Raw genomic sequence first — 23,276 nt, 5'->3', positions numbered from 1 at the left:
TTCTCTCATGCGAGAAAACCAGTTATCCGGTCTTAGCTATCGTTTCCGATAGTTATCCCAGTCTTAAAGGCAGGTTACCTACGTGTTACTCACCCGTCCGCCGCTAGCTTACCCCGAAGGATAAACCCGCTCGACTTGCATGTATTAGGCACGCCGCCAGCGTTCGTCCTGAGCCAGGATCAAACTCTCCATAAAGAAACCCAAAAAAGTGACGCTAACCTCCGCAGAGAATTCCGATTACTTTTTCGGGGCCCAAAATTCAAGATGACTTGCTCATTTGAAGCTAGCGAGATTTTGCAATCTCTTTTATAGTCGATTACTCGACTGTGCTTACTCACTCGTTGTTCAGTTTTCAAAGATCAATTTCTTCCATATTTACTCCCTGCTCTCTCGGCAGGAATTACAATATATCATATTCACCCAAACAGATGCAAGCTTTATTTTTACAAATTTCGATAAAATTTGCAGCCCGTTTTGGCCGGACCAGTAATATACCACGGGCATTTGGATAATGCAACACCTTTTTAAAAAGAATATCGATTCAGCTCTTGCACCACAAGTTCTTGCTCAAATTGCTCTTTCAATGAATCATTGCTTGGCGAAATCGTTAGACCCATTTCTTTGAACTCTCGAATCAGATTCTGAATCTCATGTAAGTTACCTTGTTGTACATATTGCTCTGTCTGATTAATAACATAGAACGCCATAGCCTGATAAGCATCTGTAAAGCTTTGATCAACACCCTCTGCCCCTCGGTAGTCAGCGTAGTATCTTCTAAATGTATCCATCAAACTTTCTTCCATCTTAACCCACTCCTTTCAAGATATCATATAGTTTCTCACTTCACTTTCCAAATTATACAATTAAATAACAACAAGCCCCTTGCAAGAAGCAAGGAGCTTGATTGTATGAATCTAACCTTTTTATCTATCTAATGTAGGAATGCGAACTTTTTATCCTTATTTAACGTCAATTGTTGTAACGGATTGATTTTGGCCTTTAAGCTGGATCAGATGACCTGCAGAGAAGTTAGCCAAGTTGCCTGTCAAAGCGAAAGTCGAAGCCACATTATATGTAGTGGATTGATCAACGCCATTGATATTTTGTGTGATTGTGATTGTTGCAATTTTACCTTGCGCGTTAACTGTTGTTGAAGTCAACGTACCCAAAATGTCGAAGTTTGTATTTACTGGAGCATTCGTAGTTACTTCTACAAATACAACTGTGTTGTTGAAAGTACGTACTTTTACAGTATCGCCAACAGCAATTTCACTAGCAGCTACTTTCACACCATTACGCAATACGAAAGCATCTGGGTGCAATGTATATACAGTTGTTGTGCCATTTTTAGTTAGGGAAAGAACATTGTTGTAAACAGCTGCATTTACAGTTCCTGTTTTAGTGTTTTGATCTTCACCAGGCAATTGCTCATTTGTACGATCTAGAAGAGCTGCCAGTTGAGCACGTGTTACATTTTGATTTGGTCTGAATGTGTTGTCTTCAAAACCGTCGACTAAGCCTTTATCAACCGCTACTTTCACATAACCAACAGATCCTGCTGGAATTTGCTTCGCATCCTTAAATGTAAGTTTGCTTGTCATGTTTGCTTTTGCTTCCGCTTCTAATTTCAACGCTTTCACTAGAAGTGTAGTTGCCCATAGACGATTTGCTTCTTCATTTGGACGAACGCTGTCATCGCTTTCTGTGAATAGGTCATTCTCAAGAGCTACAGCAACATAACCTACTGCCCATGCAGGAACTTTGTCCGCATCTTTGAAGTTCAATTTCGTGGATTTTTCAGCATCGGACTCAGCTTGCTCACGCAATCCCATCAAACGAACAGCTGCTGTAATTGCTTCAATACGAGTTACTGTTTTCTCTGGTTTGAAGCTACCATCTTCATATCCTTCGAAAACACGCTTGGAAGCTAGGCTTGCAATATAACGCATTGCCCATTGTGAATTTTTCATATCGTTGAAATTAATGTTAATTGTTACGTTTCCATTAATAACATTTTGTGTATAGTTCGTATTATTTTTTGGTCCATTGTTATTATTGCCTTTGCCGTGGTCATCGTTTTTACTTCCATTTGCAAATGCGGCAGTTCCGCCACCCATTACCATTGTTAGAACAAGTCCTGTAGCTACGAATTTTTTCATTAGATCCTTTTTCATTTTAAAATCTCTCCCTTAAGTCATTTTATGGTTTATACATAAGATGGAGCCTTCGCGAAGGGTTCCTGGTTATGCTACAAGGATTCGCCAATGCATGTCATTTTTTGGGGGTAGAGCTTGCAAATCTTTTAAAATCAATTCTCAAAGTCTATTAAATCCACCCTGAAACTGCTAAACTGAGACCATATAGTCTAACGCTAAAGGAGCTTATGTATGCGCTTACGAAACCCGCGAGTTCAACTCGTTATTGCTCTGGCTGTACTTCTAATCCTTGTATCAGCCTTTTCATTCAGCAAGATTTGGTTTAAGCAAGGAAGCATTAACGTGACCGCAGTAGCTCCATCTGTCACAAATCCAGCCCCCCCACAAGTAAGTGAAATGCCATCATCAGTACCCACACAAGATACGAAAATAGAGAGCACGACCACATATCCAACAGAAAACGTAGATGTCGTTGTTATTGGAAGCGAGCTCGAAGGCCTCTACTTGGCCCGCGCAGCCATGGATGAAGGGCTCAAAGTGAAAATCTTAGACCCGCACCAAGCCTTTGGCGGACAAATTCTGCAAAGTCAGATGCTATTTCTAGATGAAACGCGCGATGAACAAGGACATTTACTCGTCCAAGGCCGAGCCAAGGAACTATTTGACGGCTTCCGCAACGCTAAGATTCGTAAGCTTTCTGAATTCACGACTTATATGAATAAACTGAGCAAGGATATCCCCATTGAGTCAGGAATCACCATTCAAGATGTTGAACAAATTCAAACGCCTGACTATATGCACAAAATTCCATCGATCGTATATCGAACGAACAAGAATGAAGTAAAGAAAATCACAGCTTCTTATTGGGTAGATAATAGTGATTTCGCCGCATTACTTAGCCGATTGGAAACCAAACGTCTACCAGGCCTTGAAAAGTTCTATGGGCAGAAAGATATCGAGTACATGAGCGCTGGCATGATGATGAAGTTCAAAAACGTAGATTGGAAGAAGTTCAATACGACTTTTAACGCATTAAAGCCCGAGGATAGAGCAAAGCAATTTGGCGGTGGGAGTGTAAGCGATAGCTTCGCCATTGGACTTAGCGGGATGACGAAAGCGTACCATCCTTCTAATGATCGTGTTTTCCTAAGAGGTTTAAATGCGGTGAATCAACGCGATGGTGAGGTCCTCATTAACGCGCTGCTCGTTTATACCGTGGATCCTGCGAAGCAAGCGTCCGTACAAGAAGCTGTATATTTAGGAAATAAAGAAACTGCACTTATCTTACAACATTTCCGTAAAACGCTGCCTGGTTGGGAAAAAGCAGAACTAGGCGAACTTCCGACCTATCCTTATATACGTGAGTACAACCATTATGAAATGGACTACACATTAAAGCCTTCTGATCTCCTCGCAGGCACCATGTTTTGGGACAATGTCAGTATTGGCGGCTATCCCCTAGATTTACAGGGAACAAGTGCTAACAAATGGGGAATTGAGATGGGACGTCCTGATAAATATGGCATGCCGCTTCGCAGCTTTTTACTGAAAAATTATGAGAATGTCATTGCCGCAGGGAAAAATGTTGGTTCCTCAGCAATTGCATATGGAAGTACACGTATTCAACCAAACACGAGTTTGGCCGCTGAATCCATCGGTGTCATCCTAGGACAGCTTCATGGAAAGAACAAGCTTCGCGAGATTACACCGGAAGAAATGACGAAGCTCCAAGCGTACTTAGCGACTCGTTATCAAATCAAGCTGACCGGCGTAACTGCTACCAATAAGATTACCGGCTGGAATGAAGAGGAGATTCGCAAACTTGATTCAGGTGAGATTACGTATCCGAGCTACATTCAAACACGTAAAAAGCCAGCCGTTAAATAAGATATAGATGTTTTAACCGTGTTCTCGTTCATGCAGCGAGTGAGCACGGTTTTTCTTTTGAAAAAAGGATTGAAAGCCAAGCAACATACGTATACAATAAGTCATATACTTATAATTACTTATGATTACTTAAGTGAAGGAGGTGAACATCCTTGTTTCAAGAAGAACGACTCATATCCATCCTTGAATACTTAAAATCAAATAAGCGAATCTCTGTGGATTTGATCTGTGAGCTCTATGAAGTTTCGCGCGATACCGCTAGAAGAGACATGGTCAAACTAGAGGAGCAAGGCTCAATCGTTCGTACAAGAGGCGGAGCTATTCTTCCTACACTATCTAAAGCAGTTGGCAATTATGATCAACGTCTTCAGGAAGAATCCTCTTCCAAACTGACGATAGGTAAAACAGCTGCTGCCCTCGTACAAGATGGCGATTATCTGATGATGGATGCTTCTACAACGGTCTTGCACGCGGCAACTGCCTTAACTTCGAAAAACAACATTGTCATCACAAGTTCGATTGAAACAGCCGCTATCCTTACCCGTAAGGATGGCATTACGATTCATATGCTTGGCGGTGTACTAGATAATAAGCATCATAGTGTTTACGGAGCTAAGGCGATTGAAATGTTAAAAGAATATCACGTCGATAAACTATTTATTGGTACATGTGGCATTTCCGAGAATGGGCTGTCTGCCCCCAATGAAGAGGATTGTTATTTAGTCAGAGCGATGATGGAGCATGCTGATCAAGTCATTGTTCTCGCAGATCATTCAAAGTTCGGCAAGCGACTGTTCCATCGTGTCGTAGGTTTTGAAAGTATAGATATTTTAGTTACGGACCAAGCACTAAGTGAGGAAATGAAAGAGCGTTTATTAGCCAGTGAAGTGGAGATTGTACTTGCAGGAGGAGAAGACCACCATGATTAAACTTATCGTTAGCGATCTTGACGGCACGTTACTTGATCATCATAAGAAAGTTACTGAGAGGGAGCTTAACGCTTTACGTAAAGTGAATGAAGCAGGACTTACGCTTTGTCTAGCCTCCGGTAGAATGAATTTGGAAATGCAGAGAGTACTTCAGGACATACAACATCAAGCTTATTCTGTTTCTCAAAATGGTGCCTTCATCCATTTGATGGATGGTACCCTTCTGCATGCGAAGCTATTCGATCCTTCCATTGCCCATCAAGTTTATCAACTTATCAAAGAGTTCGATGTCGTTAAACTGATTTGCTCTGGGGATGCCAACTATATTGAGCGCTTGAACCCTGCTTCCGAGGAAATTCAAATGAGAATGTTTGAACCGTTCGTAGTAAAAAGCGAGATTGAACAATCCCTGAAAGATGCTTTTCCAATCTGTAAATTTTCACTTTTCGGGCCTGTCGACAATTTACTTGAAATCAAGAAGCTGCTAGAAAAAGAGCTAAATGACCATTTGGACATTTATATGGCCGATACAGATTGTCTCGATATCATGCCACACCAAGTGTCGAAGGGCAGCTCCCTGCTTACCCTTGCAGCACATTTAGGTTTAAAGCCTGATGAAATAGCCTGCTTTGGAGATTCTTTTAATGATGTCTCCATGTTCGGTATTACACCGCACAGTTTTGCCATGCATACCGCACATTCAGATGTGAAAAAGCATGCCTCGAATACAGTGAATTCTGTCTCCGAAGCGATTGAACAAGTACTAGCTTATAATGAAAAGTTTACGACAGAAGGTAAAGGCAGCGCCGTATTATGAAAAGACTTTTAATCATGGGCTGCTTGTCCTACCTTTTAACAGGCTGTACGCACGTTATTTTTGGCGCTGTGTTGCCTGAACTGCTGGCCCATTATGATCGAAGCTACAGCGGCGGCGGAATGCTCGTCTTTCTGGAGTTTGGCGGCTTCATGCTCGGTGTACTTGCGATGCCTTCACTGATTCGTCGTATTAGTCGTCGCAGTACGATTACGCTTGCTTTTAGTTTTCTGTTTATCGCAATGCTTGCCATAGGCTTATTGCCTCCCTGGCCGATGGTCGTGGGTCTGACCTTCATCGCTGGCATCTCCTTCGGACTCGTAGAGTCCAGTATCAGCACCTTCGTTCTCATGGCTGCCAAAGATCAACAAGCGGTTGCCTTCAGCAAGCTTGAAGTTTTCTTTGGACTTGGCGCCTTATTCATGCCGCTAGTTTCCAGTCTACTTATTGCTAATGGGTTATGGAAATTCGCCTTCATGCTGCTCGGCTTAAGCGCACTTGCCACAGGCATCATATGGTCGAAGCTTTCTTTAGGCGAGCATGATGAATTACTTGCACATAAAGCAGACCGTACTCAAAAAGTGGAGCGCATACCCGTATTATCTAAAAAGTCATTCCTTTTTCTCTGCTTACTTATGACCGTATTCTTCTTATATTGCGGGATGGAAAATACGATTGTTAATTTCTTACCGTCGATTTTTAAGGACCAGCTACAAGCTTCAAGCTCCATCGCTTCACTAGGCGTTACGGCTTATTGGGTAACCATGGTTGTGGGTCGCTTATTTGCAGGCATACTAGCAGAAAAAATGACATATTTCCGTTATTTAGCCTACTCTTTTGCTCTAAGCCTAATCACTGTATTCATTTGGGTGTTTAGCACGAATCTATGGAGTAGCTTTGCTGTAATCCTCTTGCTAGGGTTATTCATGTCAGGTATGTTCGCCGTTGCACTAATCTATGCTAATCAACTATTGCCAGGGCGTACGGAACAAACCACGAGTGCACTTATCGCCGCTGGTGGTTTAGGTGGAGCCATCCTGCCGTTAGGTGTCGGTTGGGGAATGGATCACTTCCATGTAGGTGTCTCGATCTGGTTTGTTCTGATCAGCATGTGTGTTGTGTTTGGCATTATTATGTATACGCGTAGATGGCAGGTTCCTGTGTTGCGTGTACAGCATGATGACGTTGTTGCTTCCCCGTGATCAGAGAATAGATAACTGGATAAAATCCATCTATTTTTCTAAACTTTCGCTCCAAATTCCGTTTAGATGGAAAAACTGCAGTTAATTATTGCTGAAACGCCCTCTCTGACCCATTTGGCTAAAAATTAGCTGTAGAAAATCCATCTACTTGTCTGATTATCACGAAACTAGTGAAATTAACTGTAGGAAATCCAGCTATTGCGTGCGGCAGTGTTGGGAGTAGAACGCGAACGCGAAAAACCTTTCAGATCCACTTAGGTGGACTTGAAGGGTTTTGTGCGTTACTGGAATGGCTTTAGCTGAATCAGAATGGACTTATCTTCAAAAACCACATTCTTAATCCCAATTAATTTAGGCAAATAGGATTGAAGTGGAATTTCAACTGGAGCTAGTTGAAGCCATGAACTCGGCAGCTGCCAATCCTTGATCTGCGTATTCACATGCTGGATGACCAAATTAGGTGGATCCCACGCCAATGTAAATATCGCGTGAGCACCGATCGGAATCTGTTCGTGCCACCTCACATTGACATCGGCCTCAACCATAGAGCCTTGCAGATGCAGCGCGGCGCCTTCCATCCGAAAATCATGGGGCAGCATGCTGTGCGAAGCTAATTGCTTCTTGAGCAATTGATTCACATCCTCTTCCGAGAGCCGCACGTCCAGCTTTCGGGAGAGGATCATTTCTGCAATTTTATTACTAATTGAAATCTCTTTATACTGCAAATCGAGCGACTCTGATGGTTTCACATACTGAATGACGATGACTAGCATCACCGCAGCGATGACAGCCAGAGTCAAGATCGCAATCGTTATTTTCTTCAGCATGCATGACACCCCGCAGATCATGAATAGGCTTCCTTCAGAAGCGTGCTATTCTTCTTTATTCTGCTGCTTCTCTTTCAGCCAGCGCGGAGCTCCCTTGCTCTTGCGATCGCGCTCGCGTTGCGCTTTACTGACGGCTTTGCCAAGGGCAGCCGTCTTCCCTTGCGCTGCCGGCTTCGCCGGCGCAGCGCTCTGCTGGCCGCGCGCGTCTGGCGCCGCGGCACTAACACGCACCGCGCCCGCAGGCGCGGCAGCATCACGCGCGCTGGCGGAGCCGCTGCGCGAAGGTGCTGCGCCGCTTGGGCGCGCAGCTTCACGGCGGCTGCGCATTGTAGCCGCACTGCGATCTTGGGCCGGGTCAACTAACCGGCCTTCGTACATAGCCTTCGGCTCAATCGTGATGCCGAGCTGTTTCTCGAATTTTTCGATGATGAAGAGTTCCTTCGAGGTCACGATAGAGATCGACGTCCCTTCACGACCCATCCGGCCTGTCCGACCTACACGGTGAAGATAATACTCCGCATTCGTAGCCACATCCAGATGGAAGACGTGTGTAACACCTTCAATATCTAGTCCTCTCGCAGCAACGTCCGTAGCCAGCAAAAGTTGGAATTTCCCCTCGCGGAAATTACCCATAACTTTGGCGCGATCCTGTTTGCTCGCTTCACCATATAGAGCTTCAATGGAAAGTCCTACATATTGAAGCTTCCCAACAACTTGCGCAATATCATCGGTCACGTTAATGAACACAATCGCGGAAGTCGGCTTAATCATCCGAACGAGTCTCCGGAGGGTGTCAATCTTTTCACGTTCTTGGCACACCACATAATGATGTTCCAACGTTTCAGCGGTACGCTGGGAGGGGTTAATTTTGATAATAACCGGATCCTTCAGCCATCTGCCCGCAGCTTGCTCCGTACTTTGGGGAATTGTCGCCGAGACAAACACCATTTGACTGGAACGAAGCATCCCTTTGAGCACGCCTTCTACATCTTGCATAGAGCCAAGTTCAAACACTTGGTCGACTTCATCGACAATGCCGATTTTCACGTGATGCAGCGTAAGTTTTCGAATTTTCATCAATTCAAGCAAACGTCCTGGCGTTCCAACGACAATATGCGGGTGAAGGCGCAGCTTTTCTACCTGTCTTGCAGCTGCTGCTCCTCCGATCAAGGATTGCGAACGAATAGGTCCACCACTCGTCAGCTTCTCAATTTCCTGCATAATCTGCATCCCTAGCTCTCTCGTAGGGACGACAACCAGTACTTGCAATTGTTTACTTGTAGGATCAATTCGCTCCAAAGCAGGCAGTAAATACGCTAGTGTTTTACCCGTTCCTGTCTGAGATTGGATAATTGCATCTTTCCCCTGTAAGAGAACCGGGATTCCCTCCGCTTGAATCGGAGTTGGCTCACCAATCCCTAATTGTTGTAATTTATCTAAATATGTCTGTGCAATCTGCAGCTGTTCAAAACTCGTGCTCAATGCTAAATACCCCTTTTCTCTTCCAACCTCATGCCCATATTATATGCTAGAGTGCCTCAGCAAACAAATATTTGAACATTTCCCCTCTATTGATCAGAGCCCCACTCCTTCAAAAACTTCTGTTTAATCGCATCGCGTGCACGAAACAGCCTCTGTCGCACAACGCCTTCAGTCACACAGAGTTCACTAGCCATATCCTTGTAAGATAAATTGTGTATCCATTTCATAGCGATAATCTGTCTATAGGAGGGGTTAAGTTGATTGATATAAGCGATAACAGCTTCTCGCATGACCTTCATTTCAACCTCTACATCAGGCGTAGCCGAATAATCCGATGTTGGGGCAGACTCCTTCAAGGAGAACAACATATCCGTTTCGAGTTCATCTCGGTTACGTCTATGTTTGCGCAAATGATTTAGGGTTACGTTACGGGTAAGTCTCTTGAGCCAGCCCTCATATTTGTCAATCTCCGTTAATAACGGGGCCTTGTGAACCGCACGAAGAAAGGACTCCTGGATAATATCCTCCACAGCCGCGTGATCTCTCAAGATAAAGTTAATCATCGGATAAACGAGCAAGTAAAATTCTTTATAAATCTGCTCCTGCATGCTCTTATCTAATGTGTTAAAGTCGCTGTTAAATATCTCTCTCAGTGACTTCATCAAATTCCCTCCTAGCCTACAGGTAAAAAGACCCAATATGTATCTACCTTATTTTAGGATAAAAAAGGGGAGTAAACAATCGTTAACGACAAAATAAACGGAAAAATTTCCCTACATGCCGAATTAGACATTTTGACAGCCTCATCTTCATCCATTAAACTAAAAGTGCTCCAACCACCCTATTTCCATCCGAAGGGATGAAGTGAATGAATACGGATTTCGAAAACGATTTTAATACGTTGGTTGCCAAAACAGCTGAACTTATTACAGGTGATACGTCCCCAGAAATGATCGAAAAAATCAAAATATGGGCTTTCTTCAACCATGTTCATAAGGCCCTGCCTGCACTTGCCTCCCATTGGAATCAATCACATCCCGAAGGCAAGGCGGAAATGCGAAAGATTTTCGAGGAAATTCGCGCGCTCAATCAAGCGAAGCAAGCAGCGAAGCCCGATCAAGCCGATACGTAGAATAGGCAGAAAAAAAGCGACCCCAATCATCGGACTGGGTGCCGCTTTATTTTTTATTCATAATGCCTGAAGCCAACTTGTCGAATAACCGTGGGAACATATGAAACAATTTAACGCCCACACCCGCTACAAAAGGCAGGTTCTTTTCAGGAATGTTTTTCTCGATGGCATGCATGAGTTCTTTAACAACTTTGTCTGGCTTTAGCATAAACCAAGCGATGTTCTTTACGTAATTACCGCTCGGATCCGCTTTATCGAAAAATGGTGTCGCGATCGGACCAGGGTTAATCGCTGTTACCGATACGCCCGTTCTTGCTAGCTCCATCCGCAAACTATTCGTAAAGCCTAGCACGGCATGCTTCGTTGCGGAGTAGGCTGTTGATTTGGCCGAGCCGATTTTCCCCGCCATGGAGGCAACATTCACGATATGCCCACTACCTGCAGTTAACATATGCGGGAGAACAGCTTTCGTACATCTTACTAGCCCAAGATAGTTCACGTTCATCATCTCTTCAAAATGAGCAAGAGGTGCTTCGGCAAAAGCCTCGAATATGCCATATCCGGCATTATTAACCAGTATATCAATACGCCCAAATTCGGCGATGATTCGATTCACAACTTCGTTTACCTCATCTGTCTTCGTAACATCCATGGCGTAGACGGCATGTCGTCCTGGCAAGCTTGAAGCAATTTGCTGCAGTTGATCTGTACGTCGCGCTGTTAACACAGGAATAGCACCTTTAGCCGCAAATTGCTGCGCCATTACAGCCCCAATCCCACTTGAAGCGCCTGTAATTAAAACGACCTTGTTCTTGATTTCCAACCCGTTCCACTCCCTTCTACGCACAAAAAAAAGGAGTTACCATGATGTAGGTACCCCATACGTTTCTTACTTATATTACGTAATTAGCACTTGAATGTCTAGTTCACCAATGCCATCCATAATTAATGGAATGGTTAATGCTTTCTTCGGCACAAATCCTGCTGCCGTTGCAGATTGGACCAACTTAGGTGGTGTAATGTCTACCCGAACGCCTTGGTTAAAGAGCATTGTGCTCGCATTACCACTGATCATATTACCTAGTTCAGAAATGGCACTCTTTCCCATTTCATCCATCTCCGTGATGACGAATCCACCCATCATGGCAGATACCATTTTCAAAGCAACATCTTCAGCCAAGCCAAAGACGACATCGCCTTCCATTTGCCCAGTCATCCCAATTTGGATCCAGATATAATTTTCCACAAATTTGACGTCTTTAATGCCGAGCTGCCCCGTTGTTGGGCGAATGTTAGCAACTTGCTCAATGACGATTCTAGCCGACTCCAAAAAGGGATTAATGTACTCAGCCTTCATAGCTCCGCTCCGATCTCATTTGTGAATAAGTTCCGCAGAAAAACGACCTTTTTCAACATTATACATAAAATTTTAGGACAAGTATACTGTCAATTTAACAAAAATAGTTCCAACTACTCAGATACACGCCCCCACTTCTACCTTCATACTTAAATTGTCGAAGCCTGATATTGACCGATTAAAAATATTTAAAAAGTAATAAGAATGGTAAATTATACAAAATAATAGCTATACCTGTTAAACTATTAGAAAGAATCTCAAGAAGGAGAGCTGAGAGTCAATGACGATGAACCCCCCTCCTGCTAGTGCGCGAAAAGTATCGATATACTTGGTATGTATCATAGTACTCTTCGGAGTCGATTTATTTGGTTTACAACAGCTATCCTATTTTCAACATAACCGCATGGCAAGTTTTTCTCTTGATTGTGGTGTTTTCGTCGTATTCATGATACTTCTCTTATTCATAATCAGGTTACTCAAGCGACGTGAAAACAGTATTTCAGAAACTGCTGAGCGATATAAATCACTATTTGACAATCATCCTGATTCCATCATTTCCTTCAGCTTGGATGGCGACATCCTTTCGTCGAATCATGGACTTGAAAGCCTGCTTGGATTGGGCGAAGAATCGTCAAAATCTGCATCTTTTCTACCGATGATCCACCCTCCTGATCTACTCAAAACGCTGCACCATTTCCAAGTGGCTTCTGAGGGAATGCCTCAGAATTTCGATGCTTCTTTCTTGCATCAAAATGGATTTCCCATCCCTTCTAATGTAACTTTTGTTCCAACTAAGGTGGGCAACCACATCGTTGGGGTCTATGCTATCCTCAAAGACTTGACGGAGATTAGAGAACAGAAGAAAGAAATTGATAAGCTTTATAAACAAAATCAACTGATTCTAAACTCTGTTTCTGAAGGCATTTATGGCATAGACACGAATGGACGTACCATTTTCTGGAATAAAGCAGCAGAAGCCATCACCGGTTGGAAGGTAGACGAAATGCTGGGAAGGCGAATACATAATTTAATTCGACCAATTCATGAGAATGATACCTACGTGATTCCTGAGGAAAACGCGACAGTCAACACGATGCTTCAGCGAGAAGGATCGATTCTGAATGAAGATGTGTTTTGGAAAAAGGATGGAGCCAGCTTCCCTGTTGAATATATGTCTAACCCCATGCTGGATGGATGCGGTAACCTGATAGGTACCGTTATTACATTCAACGATATTACGGAATTAAAGAAGACGCAGGAATTGTTAATAAAATCTGATAAACTATCAGCTGTAGGGCAATTGGCTGCAGGTGTTGCACATGAAATCCGCAATCCGTTGACCGCTTTAAAAGGATTCCTCAAACTGCTTAAAACGAGTTCTTCGAAGGAGCAATATTACATTGAAATTATGCAAAAAGAACTGCAGCGTATAGAATTCATTGTGAATGAATTTTTATTTGTTTCCAAACCTCAGGCCACCCATTTCGTTACTAGCACGTTATCCACAATCATCATGAGCACTGTAGAATTACTTCAGCCTCAAGCGTTGCTCGGTAACATTGAAATTGACGCAGAGGTTGACTCTGGGCTTCCGCCAGTTACTTGTGATGAGAATCAAATCAAACAAGTTTTTATTAATATCATGAAAAATGCAATAGAGTCCATGTCGCAAGGCGGCAAGCTGCGAATTCATGCAGAGCTCAAAGGCACAGGAGACCAAATTCTTGTTCGTTTCGAGGATCAGGGCTGCGGCATCGCCCCTGAACGTCTACCCAAGCTTGGGGAACCTTTCTACAGCACGAAAGAAAAGGGAACAGGACTCGGTCTAATGGTTTGTTATCGCATTATTGAAGCGCATGGCGGTTTCATGAACATAAGCAGTAAACTTACGGAGGGTACGATCGTTGAGATCACTCTGCCGACAACAACTTACCTATCTAAAGGAGCAGCAACAGGATGAACGGATTTCTGATCGATCTAGATGGAACACTTTACAGAGGGCATGAGCCCATCCCTGGTGCCGCGGCTTTCCTGCAATGGCTGCATCAGGAGAATTTGCCTTACCTATTGGTGACGAACAATTCGTCACGCACCCCCGAACAAGTAGCCGAGCATCTACAAGCGCTCGGCATCGAAGTGCCCGCGGCAGCCGTCTATACCTCTTCGCAGGCGGCGACGCAGTACTTGACCGAGCAGCGCGCAGGTCAACGCGTGCATATGATCGGCGAAGACGGCTTGCGGATTGCTCTAGACGCAGCCGGCTTCGAGCTCGACGGGACGACGCCGGACTACGTCGTCCAAGGCATTGATCGCAGCTTCACCTACGGGAAGCTGACGGAAGCGGTCCGCCATCTGAAGCATGGCGCGACCTATGTCTTAACCAATCCCGACCGGATGCTTCCGTCGGATGGAGGTCTTATGCCAGGGGCGGGCTCCCTGGCCGCTGCGATCACCGCCGCCTCCGGCGTAGAGCCGGTGGTGATCGGTAAGCCTTCGCCGATCATCATGGCGTATGCCATTGAGCGGCTCGGTCTGCCTGCCGCCGATGTCTGGGTCATCGGCGATAACGTGCACACCGACATCCGCGGAGGCGCGATGGCGGGGTGCCGCACGGCACTTGTACTGACGGGCGTCGCCACGCCAGACAATGTGCACGAGCAGCTGGCGTCGGCTGGCATGACGCCGGACTTGGTCTGCACGGATTTGCCTCAATTCATTGCGCAGCTGAATTCGTTATCGTCCTATTAATGAAACTGGTATCTTCCTTATAATCAAAAAAAACGCACACCTTGTTTGCCAAGGTAGTGCGTTTTTTTATCTGCCTCACTCAATCCGATCCCAATCCACATCGAGCTCCGTATTTCTTTCCTGCAACCGGCCATCCCTCGCATCTTGTTGCAGCTCTTCCAGCCACTTCAACTCGGTGAAAGCTCGCTTATAGCTGCCGACCATCATATGCAAAACGACGCGTGGAACAATGTTCAAATGCTCATTGTAGAGACTTTTCATCAAATTCATAATCATTTTTTGTTCCAAAATTTTATGCTCTAGAATACCGGCAATCTTAGCTTGGTCGCCATGAACGGTAAATGGCAGTGCGACGTAGAGCGGATGATAATGTTTAATCTCTTCATGCAGTTGATGAGACAACAGTTCTTGAAATTTTTGCTTGCCAGCTTCTGTGATTTGATAAATCGTCTTCTCGGGCCGATTCGTATCCCTAACGACTTCAAGTGCCTCTACATGACCATCCTTGTGCAGTTGATCCATTGCATAGTAGAGTGAGCCGTCCTGAAGCTTCATATAATTCGTCATGCCACGTTCTTTCATCGTTTGGCGAATCTCATAGGTATGCCGATTGGCTTCCATTAATAGTCCGAGAATGACCAGCTTCATCGACATTTGCGTTAACCTCCTAGTGTCCTACCGGTACATCTCCTTTGACAGGTGCTTTACCGACTTCTAGTTTAGCATTTCCCATCAATAAAATGAACGCAAGACCTAGTATAGCTAAGACGATCGTTGTTTGGAAGACGACAGCAATCGAATCTGCCAACGCAGCAAGCAGCTTGTGCAAGACCTCAGTTGGAATATTCGCTCTCACTTCGGGTTGAAGCAGCATTCGCGCATCATGGAACTTCTCCGCCATTGCCGGATCATTCAGCGAAGTCGTGATGTTGTCTTTCAATGCGTTCACTTGAATACTCCCGAAAATCGCTACCCCAATGGCAGAACCAACCGAGCGGAAGAAAGCAACTAAAGATGTTACCGTACCCCGACGTCGGAAATCAACTTTATGAAGTGCGGACATGGACGTAATTGGGAAGCACGCGCCGATACCCAATCCTAGAATAATCATATAAGTAGTGATGACCCATCTCTCTGAATCAATGGAAATGCCACCAAGCAGCGATGTCGCAACCAGCAGAAGAGCCACAGAGACAAGCAGCACATTCCGATAGGAGAATTTACCGATAAATCGTCCACCTAACGCACTACTTACGACGACACCTAGCATCATAGGCGTTAATGTCGAGCCAGCCGATGTCGCGGATCCTTCGAATACACCTTGAATAAACAAGGGGATGTACGTACCTGCGGAAATAAGTACCGCACCATAGGCAAAGCTTACACCCATACTGGATGTAAATAACCGATTTTTGAACAAATCCAGCGGTACAATAGGCTCTGCAGCGTTTTTCTCAATGAGAATAAAGCCTGCTAACAGCACAACGAAACCTGCAAATAAACCAATGATCTGCATGGAATCCCATGCATACTCTTTTCCGCCAAACTCTAATGCGAACATCAGTGAAACGATGGCACCAGTTAAAACAACTGTACCACCCCAGTCAATCTTAGCCTTACTATGTTCCACGGACTCGTGGTACGAGAAAATAATCATGATCAGTGAAATAATTCCTAGAGGCAAGTTAATAAAGAAAATCCATTCCCAAGTAACATGATCTGTAAAGTAAGCGCCAATAATAGGACCAAGCACACTGGATAAACCGAAGACAGCTCCGAACAAGCCTTGCATTTTACCCCGTTTCTCTGGAGGGAAAATATCAAAAATAATGGCAAAGGTAATTGGCATTAAAGCACCGCCACCAATACCTTGAATTGCGCGGTAGATGATCAACTGAGTCATCGAAGATGCAGTTCCACATAGCGCAGATCCAATCATAAAGACAACAATTCCGATGATGAAAAATAATTTACGGCCATACATATCCGATAGTTTACCAAAGATCGGCATGGCCGCCACATTGGCAATCAGATAGGCCGAAAAAACCCAAACGAATTGGCTGAAGCCACCTAGCTTAGACACAATCGTTGGCATCGCGGTGGATACAATCGTTTGATCCAGTGATGCAAGTAATAGACCAAGCATCAAGGCCACAACTGTCCAGGTCGGGTTTGATTTACGTGTTAAAGACATATTGAGAGTCTCCTCAAAACATTATTTTAAATACATAAATTATTATATTCAAATTTGAGTAATTTGCAATGATAACTTTCCAGTTATCCTCTGCCATTCCTTGGTAACTTACTCTCAGAAACCTGCACTTATCCTGCCATGTTGCCTAGTTAGCACTTCCTATCATATAATAAAGTAAGAAAAGGTTTTTATTCCCTTTACAATTCCGATAAATTTTATTTGTACCTAAACACCCTAAATCTAACTTGCAGGAGGTAATCTCATGAATATGAACCAGTTAGAAACCCTGCTCACGATTTCCAAGACGATGAGCTTCCGTAAAGCTGGTGAAATTCTAAACTTGACCCAACCTGCCGTTTCCGCGCAAATAAAAAGTCTTGAGGATGAATTCGGTACGATTCTAATTGATCGTAATCAGCCTGTCACTTTAACGGATAGTGGAAAGCTTTTCTTAGAGCATGCGGAGAAAATATTGCGGATCACCAATGACCTGAAACAGCGTCTTTCCGATCTTAGCCAAACTCCTCAGGGTCACATCCATATTGGCACAACGACTTCCATTGCCATGCAGATACTACCGAGGGTCCTCTCCTATTTCCAAGATCAATTCCCGCTGATCAAAACAACGATTCATTCCATGACCTCCTCTCAGATCATGACATCCGTGGAAAACGGTCATATCGATATTGGGATCACGTATTTGTTTGAGAAGAATCCAGCACTGGAGACGTCCGTGCTTTACTATGATAATTTTGAACTCATCGTCTCCACGCATCATCCTCTTAGTCGTTTCACACATTTATCTATTGAAAAGCTTAGAAACATTCCTTTTATCATGCTTTCTCCAGAAACTGCGGGTCGACGATTCGTTGATCAAATCTTCAAGTCCTATGATGTCTCGCCTCATATTGTCATGGAGTTGTCTAGCAGTGAGGAAGTGAAACGCATGGTGGAGTTAAATCTAGGTGTTGCGATCATATCCAAAATGTCTGTTGCTGATGAACTTCGACATGGTTCATTGAAGATGGTAAAAGTGAACGAACTGGATATTACCCATCCGGTCGGCGTAGTATATAAGTCAGGACGTTACTTGAATTCTGCCATGCAACAATTTCTTCGCGATCTCAAAGGAATGCCAGAAACGCAATTTATCGGTTCAGAATAGGAGGACTTGCAGTGAAATTCGACTTACATACGCATCATGAGCGGTGCGGACATGCGCAAGATACCATACGTGACTATATTGAAGCAGCCATTGCAGCAGGCCTTCAGGTAATCGGCATTTCGGATCACTCCCCATACTTTGGAAGCTCCGAAGATCGTGCACAACCTGCCATCGCCATGGCAAAAAGCGAATTTCCCCGCTATATTGAGGAAGTACTTCAACTCAAACAAGCGTATGCAGGTAAAATTAATGTACTCTTAGGTGTTGAGTCTGATTATTTCCCAGAGCACGTGGAGATTTATAAGCAAGAATACGCAAAGTATCCATTCGACTACATCATAGGTTCTGTTCATCTCTCCGGTGGAGTGAGTATCTTCAATCGCAACAGATGGAAAAAGTTGAACGAAGCTCAGCACGTCGAGCATAAGGAAGAATATTATCGCCTCATTGCTGATTCTGCACGTTCAGGTATGTTTCAAATTCTTGGACATATCGATGCGATGAAAGGCTTCTACCCTGCCTTCTCTGATATCGCGACACCCAAGGTCGAAGAGACACTGAAAATCATCGGAGAATCAGGTGTTGCGATTGAGATCAATACGTCAGGCAAAACGAAAGACGTTGGTGGCTGGTACCCCTCACACGAAATTTTAGAACGTGCGCTCCATTACGGTGTTGAAGTTACTTTCGGATCTGACGCTCATGTCCCTAGTCGCGTAGCTGACGATTGGGAAGAAGTTCAGAAAACCTTGAAGGAAATTGGATTCAAGCATTGGGTCTATTTTGAAAATAAACAGAAGCAAATCGTCGCACTATAGCGTACTATTCTTACTTAAAACACAAAGAGGTGCTCCCAGCGTAGGGGCACCTCTTTTGTATTTAAATCTCATACGTATAGATAGACTTCTTGCCTAAGAAAGCCAGTTTTACATGTAATCCTTCACTGAATACAGCTTCTAGCTGCTCCGGCATCATCGGTTTATGAAAATAATAACCTTGTATTTGATAGCAGCCATTCGCTACTAAGAATTCCGCTTGCTCTTCGGTTTCGACGCCCTCTGCAATCATGTGCAGCTGAAAGGCCTTCGCCACAGAAATAATCGCTTTGATCATGGCTCGATCTTTACTGTCAGTTTGAATGCCACGGACAAACGACTGGTCCAGTTTGATCTTCGTAACCGGGAACCTTTTCAAATAGCTAAGAGATGAATAATGTGTACCGAAATCGTCCACGGAAATGGCAATCCCTAGTTGGCGAAGCATGTACAGTACACCCATCTTCTCATCCAGCATAGCGACATTCTCCGTAATCTCTATCTCCAAGTATCGCGCTTCTAGTCCTGTCTCTTTTAGTATCGCAATGACCTTATCCACAAAGCGTTCGTCATTTAATTGCTTGACAGAAATATTAACGGAGATCATCAGAGGTTCATCTGTAAGACTATGCCAAGCTTTCATCTGCCTGCATGCGCCGCGGAGCACCCATTCACCAATCACATCAATAAAGCCTAGTTCCTCTGCTAAAGGAATAAAATCGGATGGCGAAATGTAGCCTTTCGTCGTATGATTCCAACGCAAAAGTGCTTCTGCGCCAATAATAGTCCCTTTCACGCAATCTATCTGCGGCTGATATACAATTTCAAGTTCATTTCGATCAAGCGACTGACGAAGATGATTCTCCATTTCCAGCTTCGAGATCGATAGCATCTCCATCTGCTGATTGAAGAAGCAGAAGGAACTGCCGCTTTCTTTCTTAGCCATATACATAGCGATATCCGCATTTTTCAATAGTGCATCCCAAGTCGTGCCACCATAAGGATACTGTACAATCCCAATGCTCGCGTTAATAAAGAACGCACGATTCGCTAAGATACAAGGCGGTTTCAGGACGGCAATGAGTTCCCCGCAAAACGCTTGTATGTCCTGCTCGCTGGAGCAGTTTTCCAACAAAATGGCAAATTCATCGCCACCAAACCTAGCAAAGGTATGGTAAGCCAAAGTGGATTGCTGAATCCGATGGACAACCTCTTGCAACATGTGATCTCCCATATGGTGTCCATGTGAATCATTGACCATTTTGAAGTTGTCAAGGTCAAAGAAAAGAACGACTAACGAGGTGCCCTTCTTCTCATTGTAAGTAATCTGCTCTTTCAATATCCTTTGAAAATGGGCTCGATTATGTATACCTGTCAGTACGTCATGGTAGGCCATGTAGGATAACATTTGCTCAGATTCCTGCATCCGTTTCGTAGACTCCTGAAGTTCCTGCTGACCTGCAATTAACTCCTCATTGGCTGCCGTCAAATCCTCATTCGCAATCTGCAGCTCTTGTGTTCGTTCGTTGACCGCTTGACCTAATCGATCACGTTGCCGAATGATATAAATAATAAAGAATAAGCCTAGAAGTAAAACGAGAAGTAGCGAACATCGGATAATAAGAATTTGATTATTAATCGTTTTTACTGCATTCGCAGGAGGGGTCGCTGCAAGCTCCCATTTCGTATCCTGAAGGTCGATTACAGTGATCAAGGGGGACTGAAAGAACGTTGTATTTTCCCCGTAAAATGCGGGCATGCCTGGACTTCGAATCGCCATCCTTGGCCCTTCAGCAGCATTGTCATTAATCCCTGATTCGATGAGTAATTCATCTACGTTAATGGCAACGGAAACGAAACCCCAGAAAACAACATCTTGAAAAAGTGCTTTACGAGCTACCAAGCCTTGCACACCTTGAAGCAACGTAAACGGGCCGTCGGTTGTCATTTTTTTCGATTGCAAAGCCTGCTGAACTTGTGCCTGTACATTATCTCGTGGATCCTTGAGCAGATCCCAGTTCATAATATCCTCATTCCCTTTAAAGGGATAGACGAATTTCATGACCCCATGCGGTGCAATCACAACATTCAAAGCAGACGCCTGGGAACCTGCGTATAGCGCTTCGATATAGGCCTGCACCTCTTGATCATTTTTATCCTGTAAGTAACCAGTACTAACGTAAGCTTCGAGACTTACCATCAAATTGAAATTGCGATTAATGACGGACTGCAAGGCAACGGCTTTAGCAGACAATTGAGCCGTCTCTGTGCTTTGCAGCTCATTAAGCAGCGATGTTTTATAGGTGGTGAGAACCGATTCGGATGAAGTAAAGAGAAGGACAAAGATGAGGGCTAAGAAGGAATACTGCAATTTTTTCATAGTTCTCTCCTCCCGAATTCGATTAAAAATTATGACATCATTCGACATCTTTCTATATTATTTCATCTCCTCTCCCTTACTGGCAATATATTTATTTACTGTAGAGCTTGTCCGGAATCATCACGACCCCTTCCCTCCAACTTGTTTTCAACAGAATAGGCGTTCCCACGCTACGAACCTTGATATATAATTAAGCTAGATGACCCTGAACGAATGGAGACATGAAGATGGACATACATAACATTTCTATGCAGCTCATTGATGAGGACACGGACCAACCCCGCTATCAATTCGATGAAGAGGCACTTCAAGAGTTAATGAAAAGCATAGGTGAAATTGGCTTACTCTCTCCGATTAAGGTGCGCACTACCACTGACAATCGATATAAGATCATCTATGGCAATCGCCGTTATAAGGCTAGTAAAATGCTCGGGCTTCCGACCATACCTTGTATCGTATCCACGGTAACGGATGAGATGGAAATCTATCTGGAGCAGATCGCTGAAAATCTAACTCGAGAAGGCTTCTCTCCGATCGAGGAAGCCGAAGCTTTTCATAAACTCATGCATGACGCGAAGTTTAGCTCCTCCATTAAATACCTTTCCGGTAAACTGGGCAAGCCTGAGTCCTATATCAAAAACAAGTGTGAGCTGCTCAAATTTGGGAACGCCATTAAGAAGCTTATCGTTGGTGGAACCGAGATTCGCAAAGATAAGCTTACTGAGGATCAACTATTACCGTTGAAGGATCTGCCGCTGGAGCATCGTGACCCCCTAGCCCTGATCATGGCACGTGATGAGATGCCGGTTAGTGATGTGAAGAAAATTGCGAAGATGTTTAAGGATAAAGACATATCAGATCGGATTAAAGGCCAACTGCTCTATAAATCTGGGCCTGAATTAATTGAAACCTGGTCCACCTTCCAGAACAATCGAGCAGAACGAGCAAAGCCGATCGCGGCCAAGGCACCTGCTAAGACAGAGAAGGTTAAAGTAGAGATTCATGAAGCTGAGGTTGCTGAGCAAGCTAAAGTCGAAATCAAAGGCGTCGGGGAAGCAGAAACAACGGTTTTCTCCCAAAAAGCTGATGTTTCCGCAGCTGCTGTAAGCCCTATTCAAGCTAAATTGCAGCAATTGCTTCGCACGATCCCCGCTCCTCCCGCTTCGAGCGAGCTGCGCACGGAGCAGGATGCGATGAATGAGCAAGAAAAAGAACAGTTCTCACAAGACGTCTCAACGTTAGTGGAACAGTTGGAACAACAATTGGAAGCTTGGAAAAAGGTTCAAGTTTTAGCCGTTTCTCGATAAAGCTTACTGACACCGCATGTGACTTGTGCTATTCCTATCTAGGGAAGCACGGGCCGCATGCGGTGTTTTGTTGTTTGTTCAAATCCATGGGGGATCGAGAAACTAGATTATTATTCCCTACTACCACACTACCATACAAGTATGGTAGTATTAATTTAGGCTTCATTTACTAAAGGAGATAAGCATGGATTTTTTCAAAAAACCACTGATTAGTTCGACCCGTGATGCCGTCTATCACACGCTTAAGGCACAAATTCTAAGTCTTACCCTGCTTCCAGGTGCGACCATTTCGGAGAAAGAAATGTCGGTAAGCTTTAATGTGAGTCGGACACCTGTTCGGGAAAGCTTTGTGCAATTAGCGCAGGAGGGCTTGTTGGATATTTATCCGCAACGCGGCACGGTTGTCTCCCTCATTGATTTGGAGCTTGTGGATGAAGCACGATTCATACGAGAGCATTTGGAAAGCGCCGTTATCCGGTTAGCCTGCCACTCTTTTCCTGAGGAGTCTCTCCGCTCTCTGCAGATGAACTTAGCCTCTCAGAAAGTCTGTTCGGATGAGCAAGATTTCAAGAAGATGTTCGAGCTTGACGAGGAGTTTCATCGGACGATTTTCGAAGGCTGTAAGAAAATGAACACCTGGGCGGTCATTGGGCAAATTAACGTGCATTTGAACCGCACCCGTATGCTTCGATTGGCCACGGATCATCATTGGGATGAGCTGTATGCACAGCATGGGCAGATTGTTGACGCGATCAAGGAGCAACAGCCAGATAAGGCAGAGCAATTAATTCGCGCCCATCTTCAAGTTGGCATTTCCGATCAGGCATTACTGAAAGAGAAGTTCCCCACGTATTTCAAATAGGTTGACGATAATGGAGGCG

General features: G+C 44.3%; 21 protein-coding genes and 1 rRNA gene. 11 read left to right on the top strand and 11 right to left on the bottom strand.

Translation table 11 applies throughout. From position 1 onward, the window contains the following. The 3 genes from AC58QG_RS29005 to AC58QG_RS28995 form a co-directional block, all read right to left on the bottom strand. Window positions 1–195 (bottom strand): 16S ribosomal RNA (locus AC58QG_RS29005); the annotation flags it as partial. Between the two features lie 329 nt (window positions 196–524). After that, on the bottom strand, window positions 525–803 hold the full coding sequence (locus AC58QG_RS29000; RefSeq protein ID WP_497365543.1) for a hypothetical protein: 279 nt from the start codon (window positions 801–803) through the stop codon (window positions 525–527). 156 nt (window positions 804–959) lie between these two features. Beyond that, window positions 960–2,174 carry an S-layer homology domain-containing protein gene (locus AC58QG_RS28995; RefSeq protein ID WP_497365542.1) on the bottom strand — a complete coding sequence of 405 codons (1,215 nt, stop codon included), beginning with the start codon at window positions 2,172–2,174 and terminating at the stop codon, window positions 960–962. 213 nt (window positions 2,175–2,387) lie between these two features. Here AC58QG_RS28995 and AC58QG_RS28990 point away from each other — a divergent pair, with 213 nt between their 5' ends. The 4 genes from AC58QG_RS28990 (at window position 2,388) to AC58QG_RS28975 (ending at window position 6,988) form a co-directional block, all read left to right on the top strand. Further along, a complete protein-coding gene (locus AC58QG_RS28990) occupies window positions 2,388–4,043 on the top strand; it encodes an FAD-dependent oxidoreductase (RefSeq protein ID WP_497365541.1) in 1,656 nt (551 codons plus the stop codon). Between the two features lie 152 nt (window positions 4,044–4,195). After that, the gene (locus AC58QG_RS28985) at window positions 4,196–4,972 is read left to right on the top strand and encodes a DeoR/GlpR family DNA-binding transcription regulator (RefSeq protein ID WP_497365540.1); all 777 of its coding nucleotides are present in this window, start codon (window positions 4,196–4,198) and stop codon (window positions 4,970–4,972) included. Further along, window positions 4,965–5,789, top strand: coding sequence for an HAD family hydrolase (locus AC58QG_RS28980; RefSeq protein WP_497365539.1), 825 nt, complete (start codon window positions 4,965–4,967; stop codon window positions 5,787–5,789). Before AC58QG_RS28985 ends, AC58QG_RS28980 begins: the two co-directional genes overlap by 8 nt. Next, window positions 5,786–6,988, top strand: coding sequence for an MFS transporter (locus AC58QG_RS28975; RefSeq protein ID WP_497365538.1), 1,203 nt, complete (start codon window positions 5,786–5,788; stop codon window positions 6,986–6,988). Before AC58QG_RS28980 ends, AC58QG_RS28975 begins: the two co-directional genes overlap by 4 nt. 281 nt (window positions 6,989–7,269) lie before the next feature. On the opposite strand, the gene AC58QG_RS28970 is transcribed toward AC58QG_RS28975, so the two are convergent. From AC58QG_RS28970 to AC58QG_RS28960, 3 genes are all read right to left on the bottom strand, one after another. Further along, the gene (locus AC58QG_RS28970; RefSeq protein WP_497365537.1) at window positions 7,270–7,815 is read right to left on the bottom strand and encodes a hypothetical protein; all 546 of its coding nucleotides are present in this window, start codon (window positions 7,813–7,815) and stop codon (window positions 7,270–7,272) included. A 45-nt stretch (window positions 7,816–7,860) separates the two neighbouring features. Continuing rightward, window positions 7,861–9,297, bottom strand: coding sequence for a DEAD/DEAH box helicase (locus AC58QG_RS28965; RefSeq protein ID WP_497365536.1), 1,437 nt, complete (start codon window positions 9,295–9,297; stop codon window positions 7,861–7,863). A gap of 86 nt (window positions 9,298–9,383) precedes the next feature. Then, window positions 9,384–9,959 (bottom strand): RNA polymerase sigma factor, encoded by a 576-nt coding sequence (locus AC58QG_RS28960; protein WP_497365535.1) that lies wholly within the window; start codon window positions 9,957–9,959, stop codon window positions 9,384–9,386. A gap of 206 nt (window positions 9,960–10,165) precedes the next feature. Between AC58QG_RS28960 and AC58QG_RS28955 the strand changes: the two genes are divergently transcribed. Beyond that, entirely contained in the window at window positions 10,166–10,429 is a 264-nt protein-coding gene (locus AC58QG_RS28955; protein ID WP_497365534.1) for a DUF2573 family protein, read from the top strand. 46 nt (window positions 10,430–10,475) lie between these two features. Here AC58QG_RS28955 and AC58QG_RS28950 read toward each other — a convergent pair whose 3' ends face one another. Both AC58QG_RS28950 and AC58QG_RS28945 read right to left on the bottom strand, forming a co-directional pair. After that, window positions 10,476–11,252: an SDR family NAD(P)-dependent oxidoreductase gene (locus AC58QG_RS28950; protein WP_497365533.1), complete on the bottom strand. Its 777-nt coding sequence runs from the start codon at window positions 11,250–11,252 to the stop codon at window positions 10,476–10,478. Window positions 11,253–11,327: 75 nt separating this feature from the next. Then, entirely contained in the window at window positions 11,328–11,786 is a 459-nt protein-coding gene (locus AC58QG_RS28945) for a chemotaxis protein CheX (RefSeq protein ID WP_497365532.1), read from the bottom strand. 403 nt (window positions 11,787–12,189) lie between these two features. Between AC58QG_RS28945 and AC58QG_RS28940 the strand changes: the two genes are divergently transcribed. Together AC58QG_RS28940 and AC58QG_RS28935 are read left to right on the top strand one after the other, a co-directional pair. After that, window positions 12,190–13,746 (top strand): PAS domain-containing sensor histidine kinase, encoded by a 1,557-nt coding sequence (locus AC58QG_RS28940; protein ID WP_497365531.1) that lies wholly within the window; start codon window positions 12,190–12,192, stop codon window positions 13,744–13,746. Continuing rightward, on the top strand, window positions 13,743–14,534 hold the full coding sequence (locus tag AC58QG_RS28935) for a TIGR01457 family HAD-type hydrolase (RefSeq protein WP_497365530.1): 792 nt from the start codon (window positions 13,743–13,745) through the stop codon (window positions 14,532–14,534). The genes AC58QG_RS28940 and AC58QG_RS28935 overlap by 4 nt, the downstream gene beginning before the upstream one ends. 75 nt (window positions 14,535–14,609) lie before the next feature. Here AC58QG_RS28935 and AC58QG_RS28930 read toward each other — a convergent pair whose 3' ends face one another. Both AC58QG_RS28930 and AC58QG_RS28925 read right to left on the bottom strand, forming a co-directional pair. Beyond that, window positions 14,610–15,188, bottom strand: coding sequence for a PadR family transcriptional regulator (locus AC58QG_RS28930; protein ID WP_497365529.1), 579 nt, complete (start codon window positions 15,186–15,188; stop codon window positions 14,610–14,612). 13 nt (window positions 15,189–15,201) lie between these two features. After that, complete coding sequence (locus AC58QG_RS28925) at window positions 15,202–16,728, bottom strand: MDR family MFS transporter (protein ID WP_497365528.1); 1,527 nt, start codon at window positions 16,726–16,728, stop codon at window positions 15,202–15,204. 262 nt (window positions 16,729–16,990) lie between these two features. On the opposite strand from AC58QG_RS28925, the gene AC58QG_RS28920 reads away from it, so the two are divergent. Then, the gene (locus AC58QG_RS28920) at window positions 16,991–17,893 is read left to right on the top strand and encodes a LysR family transcriptional regulator (RefSeq protein ID WP_497365527.1); all 903 of its coding nucleotides are present in this window, start codon (window positions 16,991–16,993) and stop codon (window positions 17,891–17,893) included. 11 nt (window positions 17,894–17,904) lie between these two features. After that, window positions 17,905–18,711: a histidinol-phosphatase gene (locus AC58QG_RS28915; protein WP_497365526.1), complete on the top strand. Its 807-nt coding sequence runs from the start codon at window positions 17,905–17,907 to the stop codon at window positions 18,709–18,711. 61 nt (window positions 18,712–18,772) lie between these two features. Here AC58QG_RS28915 and AC58QG_RS28910 read toward each other — a convergent pair whose 3' ends face one another. Continuing rightward, the gene (locus tag AC58QG_RS28910) at window positions 18,773–21,088 is read right to left on the bottom strand and encodes a bifunctional diguanylate cyclase/phosphodiesterase (protein WP_497365525.1); all 2,316 of its coding nucleotides are present in this window, start codon (window positions 21,086–21,088) and stop codon (window positions 18,773–18,775) included. A gap of 227 nt (window positions 21,089–21,315) precedes the next feature. Between AC58QG_RS28910 and AC58QG_RS28905 the strand changes: the two genes are divergently transcribed. Both AC58QG_RS28905 and AC58QG_RS28900 read left to right on the top strand, forming a co-directional pair. Further along, window positions 21,316–22,395 carry a ParB/RepB/Spo0J family partition protein gene (locus tag AC58QG_RS28905; protein ID WP_497365524.1) on the top strand — a complete coding sequence of 360 codons (1,080 nt, stop codon included), beginning with the start codon at window positions 21,316–21,318 and terminating at the stop codon, window positions 22,393–22,395. A gap of 184 nt (window positions 22,396–22,579) precedes the next feature. Next, window positions 22,580–23,257, top strand: coding sequence for a GntR family transcriptional regulator (locus tag AC58QG_RS28900; RefSeq protein WP_497365523.1), 678 nt, complete (start codon window positions 22,580–22,582; stop codon window positions 23,255–23,257). Window positions 23,258–23,276: the final 19 nt, after the last annotated feature.

The sequence above is a fragment of the Paenibacillus sp. J22P169 genome, from assembly GCF_059691995.1.
Note: the sequence above shows the minus strand (reverse complement) of the source record. Positions and strands in the feature narration are given on the sequence as shown.